The organism is Bacillus sp. CH_48, assembly GCF_038008465.1.
Lineage (GTDB): Bacteria > Bacillota > Bacilli > Bacillales > Bacillaceae_G > Bacillus_A > Bacillus_A thuringiensis_S.
Genome location: NZ_JBBOZF010000001.1, coordinates 2,596,197 through 2,610,727, shown reverse-complemented (window position 1 = coordinate 2,610,727; position 14,531 = coordinate 2,596,197). Strand labels below are relative to the sequence as shown.

Sequence of the window (14,531 nt, the reverse complement as noted above, 5' to 3'; positions counted from 1 at the left end):
CTTTGCTCCAACCGAATTTTGAGGTAGGAATTTTACTGCTCATTAACACGGGATAAAAAATTTTTGTTGACAATTTTTTTAATATAGTTTTATAATACAAAACATAGTTTAGTTAAACGAATTATATATCGGCTTTGAAGGAATACTAGTAGCGACTTATATCACTGTCTCAGAGAACTGATGGTTGGTGCGAATCAGTACATATATAAGCGTGAATTACAATTCTGGAGCTTCTTTCCCGTAATGCTTTTTATGCATGAAGAGAAAGACGGATCTTTCCGTTATCGTAAAGTGAGTGGTAAACAATTAGTTGTTTACAAATAGGGTGGTACCGCGATTTTTATCGTCCCTATCGGATTTTCCGATAGGGACTTTTTTGCGTCCATCCTCTTACACAATTTCATATATACGCGTTGAAAGAATCGCAGTAGTATCTTATATCCCTGTTACAGAGAGCTAATGGTCGGTGGAAATTAGCACATATATAAGTATGAATTACAATTCTGGAGCTTCTTTTTCGTAGTGCTTTTATGCATGAAGGAAAAGACGGAATTTTTCCGTTATCATTAATTGAGATGTAAGTATATTTTCACTTACAAATAGGGTGGTACCGCGATTCTTTCGCCCCTATCGGATTTTCCGATAGGGGCTTTTTCTATTTCTCACAGAAACAGATGTTAAATAATTCCGAATCTTATGATAAAATTTTATAAGCGCTTACAAATAATGAAGGGAGGTGATACAAGCTATACGAAATCGATATTCAATTTTATAGAAAAAAAGGAGGATGTCTAAATGACAAAGAAAACAGAAATTCCATCGCATTTAAAACCATTCGTATCCACACAACATTATGATCAATACACACCGGTGAATCACGCTGTGTGGCGTTATATTATGAGACAAAATCATAGCTTCTTAAAAGACGTTGCTCATCCAGCCTATGTGAACGGACTACAATCATCTGGTATTAATATAGATGCAATTCCAAAAGTAGAAGAAATGAATGAGTGTTTGGCACCAAGTGGCTGGGGCGCTGTAACGATTGACGGACTTATTCCCGGCGTAGCATTCTTCGATTTTCAAGGACACGGATTACTACCGATCGCAACAGATATTCGGAAAGTAGAAAATATCGAGTACACACCAGCTCCAGATATCGTACACGAAGCCGCAGGACACGCACCGATTTTACTTGATCCTACATATGCAAAATATGTGAAACGTTTTGGGCAAATTGGTGCAAAAGCTTTCTCTACAAAAGAAGAACATGATGCATTTGAAGCTGTTCGTACATTAACGATAGTAAAAGAAAGCCCTACTTCTACTCCTGATGAAGTTAAGGCTGCTGAAAATGCTGTAATTGAAAAACAAAACTTAGTTTCTGGTTTATCAGAAGCTGAACAAATTTCACGTCTTTTCTGGTGGACAGTAGAATATGGATTAATCGGAAATATAGATGATCCAAAAATATATGGTGCTGGTCTCCTTTCTTCTGTTGGCGAAAGCAAACATTGCTTAACAGACGCTGTAGAAAAGGTTCCATTTTCTATCGAAGCATGTACAGGGACAACTTATGACGTAACAAAAATGCAACCACAACTATTTGTTTGTGAATCCTTTGAAGAATTAACAGATGCGCTTGAAACATTTTCTAAAACAATGGCCTTTAAAACAGGTGGAAAAGAAGGTTTAGAAAAAGCAATTCGCTCTGAGAACTATGCAACAGCTGAGCTAAATAGTGGATTACAAATTACAGGTACATTTAGCGAGACAATTGAAAACGATGCAGGTGAATTAATTTACATGCGAACAAATTCGCCAACGGCATTAGCGCTTCATAATAAACAGTTAGCAAATCATTCTACTTCTGTACACAGTGACGGATTTGGAACACCGATTGGATTACTCACTGAAAATATTGCATTAGAAAATTGTACAGACGAACAACTACAATCATTAGGAATTACAATTGGAACTATCGCTGAGTTTACTTTTGCAAGTGGTATTCATGTAAAAGGAACAGTAACAGATATTGTAAAAAACGATAAGAAAATTGCTCTTATTTCCTTTATCGATTGCACAGTTACTTATAACGCCCGCGTTTTATTTGATGCTTCATGGGGCGCATTTGATATGGCTGTTGGCTCACAAATCACTTCAGTATTCCCAGGTGCCGCAGATGCCGCAGCATTTTTCCCAATGGATGAAGAAGTTCACGAAATTCCTGCTCCACTTGTACTGAATGAACTTGAACGTATGTATCAAACAGTGCGAGATATTCGAAGTGAGGGGATTTTACACGACGCGCATATCGATCAATTAGTAGCAATTCAAGAAGTATTAAATAAATTTTATGCGAAAGAATGGTTGCTGCGCCTTGAAGTATTAGAGTTACTTTTAGAGCATAACAAAGGGCATGAAACATCGGCAGCATTACTACATCAACTTTCTGCCTTCACAACTGACGAAGCTGTAACACGCCTTATTAACAATGGTCTTGCGTTACTTCCAGTAAAGGATGTGAAAAATGATGCTAAGATTAACTGAAGAAGAAGTTCACGAAGAATTATTGAAGGTAGATAAATGGATGGTAAAAGATGAGAAATGGATTGAACGAAAATATATGTTTTCCGACTACTTAAAAGGAGTCGAATTTGTCTCTGAAGCCGCCAAACTATCAGAAGAACATAATCACCATCCATTTATCCTTATCCAGTATAAAGCAGTTATTATTACTTTGTCATCTTGGAATGCAAAAGGTTTAACGAAACTAGATTTTGAGCTTGCAAAACAATTTGATGAACTATTTTTACAAAACGAAAAAGCAATTATAAGAAAATAAAAGGAGAAGCCTTTTTAGGCTTCTCCTTTTATTTTGAAATGGATACAATGTCCAAATGGATCTTGGGCTTGTAATATTCCATCTTTGTACGTAGCAATCTTGCCAATATTTTTTAAGCTTTCACATACTTGCTCTTTTTGTTTTTCATTCGCTAGTACAACTGTGAAATATTTCAAACCAACAGAACCTGGCATTTGCGGTGGTACCCCTTCACCTTGCCATGTATTTAAACCGATATGATGATGATAACCACCTGCAGATACGAACAATGCTCCATTACGAGCTGGAATCGTTACTTCAAAACCAAGACCATCAACATAGAAACGTTTCGCTTCCTCTAAATCAGCTACATGAAAATGAATATGCCCCATCACAGTACCAGCTGGAAAGCCATTCCATGTACTTCCTTGCTGTAATAATTCTTCACCAGCTAACGGGTTACTAACAAATGGGAGTTCTCCATTCTCATCACGCCAAACTTCTTTTTGTCGATCATGATAAATTTCAATCCCGTTTCCATCTGGATCAGCTAAATAAAGAGCTTCACTAAAGTAATGATCGGCTCCGCCATGTAGTGGATATACCATCTCTACAAGATGACGAAGAACATTCGCTAAATCCTGTCTACTTGGTAATAAAATTGCGTAATGATATAACCCTGTTCTTCCTCTTTGCTTCGGAAAAGCTTCTTTCTTTTCTTCAATGATAAGAAGTGGTTCATCATTTTCATTCCCAAATGTAACGACTGCTTCTTCTTCTTTTAGCACCTTCATACTTAGTACTTCCGTATAAAACTCTAGTGATTTCTTTACATTAGATACGTATAAATGAACAACATCAAGTGTTGTATCGGGATGAAGTTGAAAACTCATCTTGTTAGCCCCCCCATTTAAATTAGTTCTTCTTTGACATTTTTTCTTTTAAGAAATTATCTACAAAACCATCAGCTTTTGCAACAAATAAGTATGCACCCATTGCTAATAATGCAAGTTCTAATTCGAAACCAGGATTTTTTCCATCTCCCAATAAACCAGCTGACCATTTCACTTTTACGATTGCTCCAACCATAACAAGTGCAAATAATAATCCAATATATCTTACACCTAAACCTAGAATTAATAATAGACCTCCAACTAATTCAAACGTTGCTACACCGTATGCAAGTCCTCCTGGTAAACCAATACTTGTAAACCATCCTGCAATATTGTCAATTCCTGATTGGAATTTTGTTAAACCGTGCATGAAGAATGTTACCCCTAACACGATACGAATAATTAAGTTACCAATATGTTGATTCATTTCATTCTCTCCTTTATAGTTTTCTTATACAAAACTTTTATTCACATTACAAAACATACACTAATTTTTTTTATTCGTCAATTCATTTTCACTGGGAAAAAATATATTTTTTTTGCTATGATACAAATAGTTGTTTACAAAAAGGAGCTTGATTTTATGAATATTGGTTCTGCAATACGTGAAATTCGTCAACGTAGAGGCATAACAATTGCACAAATTTGCGAGGGAACAGGTCTTTCTAAAGGATTTATGAGTCAGGTTGAAAATAATAAAACATCACCATCTATCTCAACTTTAGAAACGATCTCCAATTTTTTAAACGTTCCCCTTCCCTATTTATTGTTAGAGCAAAAAGATCGATTAAAAATTGTCAAAAAAGAAGAACGGAAATACAGTGTATACGGCAAAGATGAGCAAAGAATTGAACATGTTGCGGAGCAAGGGGGCCTTCGCCTATCTTTAGTAGAAATCCCTACTGGATTCCCGAAAGAAAACTCACCAAATGCCCATGAAGGGGAAGAATGTCACCTTGTATTACGCGGAAAACTAGAAGTTCAGCACGGTGAAGATATTGCAATTGTAGAAGAAGGTGATTCTTTCTCATGGAATGCATGCGTTCCTCATATTGTTCGTAATATAGGAGAAGAAACTGCATTATTACTCATCTCGAGTTATGCGGAAAATCGAAAACGTGTTTATTAAATAATAAAAAAGAAGCCTGTTAAACAGGCTTCTTTTTTATCCCCTTATAATTCCATAACTTGTCCCAACTAGTACAGTCTTTTCATGCTGATTGCGATAAACTGACTCGATTGAAACTTTTTTATAGCCTTCCATTTGCTCAACATTTGTTAAAGTTAGTTCACAAGTGATCGTATCTCCTGTGAAAACTGGTCTAATAAACTCACTTACTAATTCTCTTGCTATGTAATGTAACTCTTCTCCCACTTTCGTCCCAATGCTAGCAGTCAATAAACCATGAACCATTAATCTTCCATTTTCATCGTATTCCATATGGTGTCTACCTTTATCACCGGTAATATTTGCAAATTCAAAAACTTCTTCCTCAGTAAATCTTCTTTCATATTTAAATACATCCCCAGCTTTTACACTCATTTTTATCCCCCTAATAATAAACAGAATTTTCTTTTATTTTATCATAAAACGAGCCTCAATCCATTCTCTATTATCAAAAGTCTCAAAATTACCTCGCTATACTTTTTTACTTTCCATTCATTTATCGGTGACCATCTCTTTTCGCGACTTGGTATCCATAATACGCACATGTTCCATTTCTCGATAGCTCTCTAACTTCAAATCCACAACTTCTATAAAAATCAAAATTGTTCGCTGATGTATGCGCAAACCAATCACCGTGGGGAAGTTTTTGCAGGCAAAGAGCTACAAGCTTCTTACCTAATCCCTTCCCTCTATATTCACACTTCACAACTAAATTTACTATGTTCGCAATCATAATTCCATCAGAAATGACTCTAACCATCGCAACCATCTCTTCCTCATCCCAAATTGTGAAAGCCCATGTTGAATTTTCGAATGCTATCGTAAATTTTTCAATTTGCCAAGAAGGGATATTATCATTACTCCAACCGGCATCTTCAAACAATGCTTTAATTGCATATGCTGGTACGCTACTCGTTCCCTCACGAATAATAAGTCCATTATGATAAATGTACATGTAATCCCCCCTTTATTTTCATATACCATTCTTCAAAAAATGCAATTTACCTTTAAAAAAGTAATTTTTCATCCAACACGTTTAATGGAATAAACAAGAACATCCATCCCATGAAATAAAGTTGTTTTCTCATAGCTGAGCCCTGTCTTTCTAGCAACAAATATTGAGGCGGGATGATTCGGGTTAATGAGAGAAATTAATTTATTCATTCGTAATGCTTGGAAACCGTAGTCTCGAAATGCTGCCGCCGCTTCTTTTGCATACCCTTTTCCCCAATACTGAGGAAGTAACCAATAACCAATTTCAATTTCCTCTTTTCCATCAATCTGCTGCTTTACCAGCCCTGCATGACCAATTCTTGTTCCCGTTTCCTTTTCAATCAATACAAATAAACCGAGACCGTTTTTATAGCTAGGAATGACCCACTCCTCCAAACTTTTTTTACACTGTATATATGTTTTTAACGTCCCATTTCCAATATAGCGCATTACCTTCTCGTTCCCCCATAGTGAAGCATAGAACTGTAAATCATCCATTGTATATTTGCGAATTTGTAAACGATCTGTATGAAACATGCCTGCACTCCTTTCCACTAATTTATTCTTAATTTCACGATCATGTTTTGTATGCATACGAAATGTTACTATTAATTATAAAGTGAAACTTTAATCAGTGGGGAATTTTGTTCACCCCCACTGATTATCAGCCCTCACCAATCGAGCGTTTACGGGCAGTGGATCTCCCATCTAACTTCTTTGCTCTAGCTGAATTTTGAGGCGGGAGACTTACTGCCCGCAAATAGCGGGATAAATGAACCCACAATAAAATACAGAATATTCATTCTTAACGACTAAAAAAAGCAGTAGACAAATTTCGTCTACTGCATCCATATCATAACTAGTATTAAGAAAACTACAGTTGAGGGGGTGTAGGATTTTCAAATATACTAGATACTTATCCCGTTCTAACGGGCGGTAAACTTTCCAATTGTTTCAAGTGAAAAGTTTACCGCACATAAGAACTTCCTTCGTTCATTAAGATAGTATTGCTAAATAATCATATACACGCTTAGATTTCTCTCCACCCATTCGTGCATGCTGAAGAAGAGAAATGCCATGAGGACCAGATGCACGCAATGCTTCTGGTTGAGCTACTAAAATAGCTTGTACAACTTCTAATTCACCAAGCATAGCTGCTGCAAAAATATCCATCCGAGCACCCTTTTCTAGTAAATAAAGAGCAATATCTTTACGACCTACATGTGCCGATGCCCCTAACGCACTTTCCCAATCTGATCCACCCCAATTATAAGAGGCGTGAAGTAAGCTTGGCGATTCAACCAATAGCTCTTGTACTTTCTCTAAATCCCCGTGAGCTGCCATAACAAATTCTCTTACTAATTCAGTGGTAATACGCTCTTCTGTTTGCATCGCTCTTCTCCCCTTTTAGAAATTCGTTTCGGTGTAAAAAACGGCTTGTCACTTCCTTGAAAGATATCTACATCTATGCCAAATACATGTTGAAACATTTCATGGCATAGCACTTCTTCTGGTATACCATCATACTGAATCTTTCCTCGCTTTAATACGAGTAAACGATCGCTATATTGAGCAGCTTGGTTAATGTCATGTAAAACCATTATAATTGTCATTCCATACTCCTCATTTAATCGTTTCACAAGTTCCATTACTTCCAACTGGTGAACGATATCTAAAAAGGTTGTTGGTTCATCCAATAATAAGACATTTGTACGTTGCGCTAGCGTCATGGCAATCCAAGCACGTTGCCGTTCCCCTCCTGATAAAGAATGTAAAAGACGATATTCATACCCTTCAAGATTTGTAACAGACAATGCCCAATCAACAATTTCTTCATCTTCTTTATTTAAGCGGCTACTCCATGATTTATGTGGACCTCTTCCGAACTCAATTAGTTCTTTCACTGTTAAATCTAATTGATGATCATGCATTTGTGGTAACATTGCTAATTGCTTCGCTACATCAGCACTCTTCATCATATGAATGTTTTTCCCATCTAAAATGATGTCCCCTTCGCTTTGTTTCAGTAGCCTTGCTATTAAACGAAGCAAAGTAGATTTTCCCGATCCATTCGGACCAATTAAACTAACGATTTCTCCAGCCTTAATATGTACATTCATATTTTGCATTTGAAATCTTTCAGAGTGTGCATAAAACACTTTGTTAACGGAAATCACGTTGTTTTCCTCCTCTATGAATTAAATATAAGAAGAACGGACCACCTAAGAAGGACAGTAAAATACCAACAGGCAATTCGATTGGATCGAACCAACTTCGAGCTATTGCATCCGCAAAAACAAGTAATACACCGCCGCCAAGGCATGATAAAGGTAGCAAATATCTATAATCATTTCCAACTAATAAACGTAGCATATGTGGTACGACAAGACCGACAAATCCAATAAGACCAGATACACTTACTGCAATTCCAGCTAATAATGTACTTACTACGATTAAATAAAACCGACTTTTTTCCACGTTATGTCCTAATAACTTTGCCATTTCATCTCCAAGCATTAACACTCGAATATGCTTAATGCCAAAGAAAGCTAATATAATGGCGAATATTGCATAATAAATAATCATGTTTAAATGTGCCCAACTTACACCACCAATACCACCCGCTAGCCACGGTAACACGGATTGTACTTTGTCACTATGTAATAACATTAATGCTGACGTTGCTGCACCAATTAATGCATTGATCGACACCCCTACTAAGACGATTCTTGAAGGTGGTGCCCCTTTTTGCCATGATAAAGCATAAATAACCATCGCTGTTATGAAAGCTCCTAAAAACGCCCCTAGTGGTAAAAAAGCTAGATGCTGTGGGAATAAAATCATGATGACAATTGCTACAAGACCTGCCCCAGATGAAACTCCGATAATACCAGGATCTGCAAGAGGGTTTCTCATAACCCCTTGCAGCAGTGTACCAGATGCAGCTAAACATGTTCCTACTATAAACCCAACGAGCACTCTCGGTATGCGAAGATCCCATACAATTCGATGTACTGTCGAACCCTCATCTTGTATACCTGTTAGAATGTCTCGTACAGAAAAGGATAAACTTCCTGCGAAAAGACCGTAAAAGAGGCCTAGAATTGTTAATACAACTAAAGTAACTGCTATTATCCATCTTTTTTTCGCAAAAGGATGTTCCTTTTCTCTTACTACTTCACTACTTTCCATACGTATCATTTCCTTACATCTTGTATACTTTTATACATAAAGTCCATCGCTTCTGTAACTTTTGTCCCAGGATTAGATCCAAATAAATCAGATGGCAAAATAACTACGCGGTTTTGTTTTACTGCATCTAAATTTTTCCACGCTTCATTTTTCATCATTTCGCCTTCGAATGCTTTTTTCACACTTGTTGGATCTCCGTGTGTAATTAAATAAATGACATCTGGATTCGCCTCAATAATACGTTCTACACTTAGCTGTGCATATTGCGGATATTCTTTCATTTCTGGAAAATCAGAAGCAATATTTTTTCCGCCTGTTTTTTCTAAAATATCACCTGATAAAGATGTTGGTAATGCCGCTAAATAAGTACCTGGTGCGCCATACACTAGCAATGCTTTCACATCGCTCTTTTTCTCATATTTCTTCATTTGATTATTGATTTTTTGATTAAGTTCTTTTGCTTTATCTTCTTTCTTCATTGCCGTTCCATATAATTCAATATTCTTTTGAATATCTTGTACAGAATTCGCAGAAGAAATGATTACTTTCGTTCCTTGTCCTTCAACCGTTGGCACGTTCTTTTGGAATCCATTGTTAGCAACAAGTACATCGGGCTTTAAACTAGCAATTTGCTCAAAATTCGGTTGATGTGCATTCCCGATTACTTTTGCCTTCTTTAACTCCTCTGGAAGAGTTAATTTCGTATCCGGACGACCTACTACTTTTCCACCTAAAGCATGAATAATATCCATGTCCCCCATACTTAATGTTGCAAAACTTTCTGGTACTTTATCGAATGTTACCTTTCTCCCTGACAGGTCGGTAATTTCGATTTTTTCTTTTCCTTTTTCTGTTTTGGTTGCAGACGCTTTTTCGTCCCCTTTGGTACTGCAACCTATTAACAAGAAAAAAATAGATAAAATCGCTGTAAATAGCGTAATAGATTTTTTCATTCCTTCACCTCTAATTGATAATGATAATCATTAACTACTATTCTACTTTAATTGATAAGGATTATCATTGTCAACATGAAACGCATACATTTTTCTACAAAAAACAAAAAGCGCGACAAAAAGATTCTTTCTTTTCGCCGCGTTCTAGTTAACAATATTATTCACATTCATTTTCCTCTAACTGGTCACGCATCACTTTCACACGCTGAAAGAAAAAGAACGATAAACTTAAAAATATAACGATACTCCCCATCATAACAAAAAATTGGATTGTCTCTTTTGCTCCATCCGGAATCAACAAGCCAACCATTAACAATGTACTTACAGCGAGAAGAATTTGTCCGAACCTAGTATAATCTTCTATTTTCCCTTGTAATTCTTTCATTATATTCTCACTCCTCCATTTCACTTTATCATATTCTATGAAACTGAAAGACCAGTAAATACAGCCATTCTGGGAGATGTTTTCCAACAAAAAAAGAGCCGCTTTACTGCGGCTCTTTTTTAATCATTATTCACCTTTATATGCTTCCATATAAATTTCTTTCAGCTCTGAAATAAGCGGTAACTTTGGATTAGCAGTTGTACATTGATCTTCAAAAGCTCTTTCTGCTAATACTCCAACAACCTCTTCAAATTGCTCTTTATCTACCCCTTGTCCTGCAATACTCATATTAATATTTAAGCTTTTTCCAAGCTCAATAATTGCTTTGACGAGTGATTCCACACCTTCTGCTACTGAGCTTGCTGGAAGCCCGAGCATTCTCGCAATATGTGCATAGCGTTCATCTGCTACAAAGTGCTCATATTTTGGGAACAATGCGTGTTTTCTTGGCTTAATAGCATTATAGCGGACTACATGCGGCATAAGAATTGCATTTGCACGTCCGTGCGGAATATGGAATTCTGGACCAATTTTATGTGCTAAGCTGTGATTAATACCTAGAAAAGCATTTGCAAATGCCATCCCTGCAATTGCAGAAGCGTTATGCATTTTTTCCCGTGCTTCTTCATCATTTCCATCTTTATATGCTCTCGGTAAATATTTGAATACGAGATCAATAGCTTTTAATGCTAATCCATCTGTATAGTCATTTGCCATAACAGACACATACGCCTCAATTGCATGTGTTAAAACATCCATACCAGTATCTGCTGTTACATGTGGTGGTACTGTCATTACAAATTGCGGATCAACAATTGCTACATCTGGTGTTAATTCATAATCTGCGAGCGGATACTTTATATTATTTTTCTTATCTGTAATAACCGCAAATGGTGTCACTTCTGATCCTGTTCCTGATGTTGTTGGAATCGCAACAAACTGTGCCTTATTTCCTAATTCCGGATATTTACATGTACGTTTTCTTATATCTAAAAACTTCTGTTTAATGCCATAGAATGTCGTTTCTGGATGCTCATAGAATAACCACATTCCTTTTGCTGCATCCATAGCTGAACCACCACCAAGTGCGATAATTACATCTGGCTTAAAGCTTCTCATCATTTCCGCACCTTTAAAGACAGTTTCATCTGATGGATCTGGTTCGACCTCAAAGAAAACTTCAATTTTCACATCATTTGCATGCTTGTTTAAATAGTGCGTGACTGTATCCACATAGCCATGTTCAACCATTCCAGGATCCGTTACAATAAATGCACGTGAAATGTTAGGCATATTTGCTAAATACGCTGTAGCATGTTTTTCAAAATAAATTTTTGGTGGCAATTTGAACCACTGCATATTCTTTTTTCTATTTGCCAGCCTTTTTATATTTAATAAATGAGTCGCTGTTACATTTTGGGAAACTGAATTTTTTCCGTAAGAACCACAACCAAGTGTAAGTGATGGAATAAATCCGTTATATATATCCCCTATTCCACCTTGTGATGAAGGTGCATTTACAATGAGACGGCAAGCTTTCATACGTAATCCAAATTGCTTTTGCACTTCTTTATTTGTAGAATGAATAACTGCTGAATGTCCTAAACCACCGAGGTTCAACATTTCTTCGCAATATGTAAATCCTTTTTCTAATGAATTCGCCTTCACACAGGCTAATACTGGGCTCAGTTTCTCACGAGATAACGGGTATGCTGCTCCGATACCTTGAATTTCAGCTACAAGCATTTTTGTATGTTCAGGAACAGTAATCCCAACTAATTCGGCAATATACTGTGCTGATTTTCCTACAATATCACTATTTACTGCACATGTATTTTCATTAATAACGAGCTTTTCTAATTTTTTTCTTTCTTCTTCTGTTACAAAGTAACAATTGTTTTCGATCATTTCTGTTTTAACATCATCATAGATTTCTTTATCGACAATGATTGCTTGTTCCGATGCACAAATCATACCGTTATCAAATGTTTTCGATAAAATTAAATCATTAACAGCTCGTTTTACATGTGCTGATTTTTCTATATAACACGGTACATTACCAGGACCTACACCTAGCGCTGGTTTTCCAGTAGAGTAAGCTGATTTCACCATACCAGCGCCTCCAGTTGCTAGAACGAGTGCCACACCATCATGGTTCATTAATTGTTTCGTCGCTTCGACAGACGGTCTTTCAATCCATTGAATACAATGTTTTGGTGCACCAGCTTTCATTGCTGCATCATATACGGTTTTCGCTGCTGCCACCGAACAATTTTGTGCAGAAGGATGAAATGCGAAAATAATTGGATTTCTCGTTTTTATCGCAATCAACGCTTTAAACATTGTTGTCGACGTTGGATTCGTTACTGGTGTTACCCCAGCTACTACACCGACAGGTTCTGCAATTTCTATTATTTCTTCATGAGGATCTTCGTGAATAATTCCTACCGTTTTATCTTGCTTTATACTATGCCAAATATATTCAGTGGCAAAAATATTTTTAATGCATTTGTCTTCATAGACACCACGGCCTGTTTCTTCAACAGCCAATTTTGCAAGTGGCATATGTTGATCAACACCTGCTAATGCCATTTCATGAACAATGTTGTCAATCTGCTCTTGTGTAAAACTTTCTAATGTTTGTAAAGCTTGTTGACCGTTATTTACTAACGTATCAATCATCTCTTTTACCTCTTGCATTTCATTTACAACTTTCTCTTTGACTACCATGTAAATTTCCTCCTATTCTGTTATCACGGTCTTTATAAGTCCCTATAGGTCATAATAAGTCCCGATTAGCGAAAAAAATAGAGTTACCGTCCTACATGAATCCCATTGTTTGTGAAGTATTTCACAAGTTTATTTATGAATAACATTTCATGAATTCAATATACATGAATTCATTTCATTTGTGTATGTCTAATTTGTGAAACATTTCACAAATTAACATAATAAAAATGCACTGCTCCACATTAGCAGTGCATTTTTATTATGCTAGCGCTTGTGCTAAATCTTCAATTAAATCTTCACCATCTTCAATACCGACAGAAATACGAATTAATGTATCTGTAATTCCTAATTCTTTACGGCGATCTGCTGGGATTGATGCATGTGTCATTTGAGATGGGATAGAAATTAAACTTTCTACTGCTCCTAGGCTTTCAGCAAGTGTAAAGTATTGCAGTTTCTCAAGTACTTTATTTAATGTTTCCTCACTATCTACATCAAACGAAATAATAGCACCAAATCCATTTGCTTGTTCTGTTGCTAATTCGTGGTTTTGATGTGATTCAAGACCTGGGTAATATACTTTATTTACTTTTGGATGATTATTTAAAAATTCAGCAATAGCGCGTGAATTCGTTTCATGTTCTTCCATACGAATTCCCAATGTTTTTAAACCGCGAAGTAGTAAGAAGCTATCTTGTGGTCCAAGAATACCTCCTGTTGAGTTTTGTACAAAGTGAAGGTCTTCTGCTAGTTGTGGGCTATTTACCACTACTAGACCTGCAACTACGTCACTATGACCTCCTAAATATTTCGTTGCACTATGAAGTACAATGTCTGCTCCTAAAGAAATCGGCGACTGCCAATATGGCGTCATGAATGTATTATCAATAATTGTTAATAAATCTTTCTCTTTAGCAAGAGTAGATATTTTCTTAATATCAGTAATTTTTAGTAATGGGTTCGTTGGTGTTTCCACATAGATCGCTTTCGTATTTGGACGAATTGCTTCTACAACTTCCTCTAAGTTTGTTGTGTCTACAAATGTATGTTCAATACCGAAGCGGTTTAATACTTTCGTAATAACACGATACGTTCCACCATAAACATCATCTGTTAAAATAACGTGGTCACCTTTTGAGAACAACATAATTGTCGCTGTAATAGCAGCCATTCCAGAACCGAATGCAAATCCAGCATGACCATTTTCTAATACGGCAATCATTTCTTCTAAAGCTGCACGTGTTGGGTTACCTGTACGTGAATATTCATATCCTTGATGCTTACCAACCGCTTCTTGTTTGTACGTACTTGTTTGATAGATCGGTACGTTTACAGATCCAGTTGAAGGTTCTCCTATGCGAATACCATGAATTAACTTTGTCTTTGCTCTCAT

At 36.5% G+C, this 14,531-nt stretch carries 15 protein-coding genes and 2 other annotated features; of the genes, 3 read left to right on the top strand and 12 right to left on the bottom strand.

Annotated features, from left to right (window positions below):
- The first annotated feature begins 125 nt into the window (after positions 1-125).
- Positions 126-354 (top strand) — a binding site (T-box leader).
- Positions 355-404: 50 nt separating this feature from the next.
- Positions 405-632, top strand: a binding site (T-box leader).
- 163 nt (positions 633-795) lie between these two features.
- Positions 796-2,550, top strand: a complete 1,755-nt coding sequence (locus tag N2V92_RS13095; RefSeq protein ID WP_000163192.1) for an aromatic amino acid hydroxylase — start codon at positions 796-798, stop codon at positions 2,548-2,550.
- Complete coding sequence (locus N2V92_RS13090; RefSeq protein ID WP_000979537.1) at positions 2,531-2,845, top strand: 4a-hydroxytetrahydrobiopterin dehydratase; 315 nt, start codon at positions 2,531-2,533, stop codon at positions 2,843-2,845. The genes N2V92_RS13095 and N2V92_RS13090 overlap by 20 nt, the downstream gene beginning before the upstream one ends.
- Positions 2,846-2,859: 14 nt before the next feature.
- Here N2V92_RS13090 and N2V92_RS13085 read toward each other — a convergent pair whose 3' ends face one another.
- Positions 2,860-3,717, bottom strand: a complete 858-nt coding sequence (locus tag N2V92_RS13085; protein WP_000009841.1) for a VOC family protein — start codon at positions 3,715-3,717, stop codon at positions 2,860-2,862.
- A gap of 22 nt (positions 3,718-3,739) precedes the next feature.
- A complete protein-coding gene (locus N2V92_RS13080; RefSeq protein ID WP_001071553.1) occupies positions 3,740-4,144 on the bottom strand; it encodes a DoxX family protein in 405 nt (134 codons plus the stop codon).
- A 156-nt stretch (positions 4,145-4,300) separates the two neighbouring features.
- Here N2V92_RS13080 and N2V92_RS13075 point away from each other — a divergent pair, with 156 nt between their 5' ends.
- On the top strand, positions 4,301-4,846 hold the full coding sequence (locus N2V92_RS13075; protein ID WP_001020693.1) for a helix-turn-helix domain-containing protein: 546 nt from the start codon (positions 4,301-4,303) through the stop codon (positions 4,844-4,846).
- Positions 4,847-4,882: 36 nt separating this feature from the next.
- On the opposite strand, the gene N2V92_RS13070 is transcribed toward N2V92_RS13075, so the two are convergent.
- The 10 genes from N2V92_RS13070 to N2V92_RS13025 form a co-directional block, all read right to left on the bottom strand.
- Complete coding sequence (locus tag N2V92_RS13070; RefSeq protein ID WP_000111562.1) at positions 4,883-5,260, bottom strand: MaoC/PaaZ C-terminal domain-containing protein; 378 nt, start codon at positions 5,258-5,260, stop codon at positions 4,883-4,885.
- A 121-nt stretch (positions 5,261-5,381) separates the two neighbouring features.
- The gene (locus tag N2V92_RS13065; protein ID WP_000276127.1) at positions 5,382-5,840 is read right to left on the bottom strand and encodes a GNAT family N-acetyltransferase; all 459 of its coding nucleotides are present in this window, start codon (positions 5,838-5,840) and stop codon (positions 5,382-5,384) included.
- Positions 5,841-5,908: 68 nt separating this feature from the next.
- On the bottom strand, positions 5,909-6,472 hold the full coding sequence (locus N2V92_RS13060; RefSeq protein ID WP_003263049.1) for a GNAT family N-acetyltransferase: 564 nt from the start codon (positions 6,470-6,472) through the stop codon (positions 5,909-5,911).
- 402 nt (positions 6,473-6,874) lie between these two features.
- A complete protein-coding gene (locus N2V92_RS13055; protein WP_001192766.1) occupies positions 6,875-7,270 on the bottom strand; it encodes an ankyrin repeat domain-containing protein in 396 nt (131 codons plus the stop codon).
- Positions 7,237-8,055: an ABC transporter ATP-binding protein gene (locus tag N2V92_RS13050; RefSeq protein ID WP_000626531.1), complete on the bottom strand. Its 819-nt coding sequence runs from the start codon at positions 8,053-8,055 to the stop codon at positions 7,237-7,239. Before N2V92_RS13050 ends, N2V92_RS13055 begins: the two co-directional genes overlap by 34 nt.
- On the bottom strand, positions 8,042-9,070 hold the full coding sequence (locus tag N2V92_RS13045; protein WP_002082127.1) for a FecCD family ABC transporter permease: 1,029 nt from the start codon (positions 9,068-9,070) through the stop codon (positions 8,042-8,044). The genes N2V92_RS13050 and N2V92_RS13045 overlap by 14 nt, the downstream gene beginning before the upstream one ends.
- 5 nt (positions 9,071-9,075) lie before the next feature.
- Positions 9,076-10,023, bottom strand: a complete 948-nt coding sequence (locus N2V92_RS13040; protein WP_016077249.1) for an ABC transporter substrate-binding protein — start codon at positions 10,021-10,023, stop codon at positions 9,076-9,078.
- A gap of 157 nt (positions 10,024-10,180) precedes the next feature.
- Positions 10,181-10,408 carry a YrhC family protein gene (locus N2V92_RS13035; protein WP_000661454.1) on the bottom strand — a complete coding sequence of 76 codons (228 nt, stop codon included), beginning with the start codon at positions 10,406-10,408 and terminating at the stop codon, positions 10,181-10,183.
- A gap of 126 nt (positions 10,409-10,534) precedes the next feature.
- Positions 10,535-13,138 carry a bifunctional acetaldehyde-CoA/alcohol dehydrogenase gene (gene adhE / locus N2V92_RS13030; RefSeq protein WP_016077248.1) on the bottom strand — a complete coding sequence of 868 codons (2,604 nt, stop codon included), beginning with the start codon at positions 13,136-13,138 and terminating at the stop codon, positions 10,535-10,537.
- Positions 13,139-13,397: 259 nt separating this feature from the next.
- Positions 13,398-14,531 (bottom strand): bifunctional cystathionine gamma-lyase/homocysteine desulfhydrase, encoded by a 1,134-nt coding sequence (locus N2V92_RS13025; RefSeq protein ID WP_001201921.1) that lies wholly within the window; start codon positions 14,529-14,531, stop codon positions 13,398-13,400.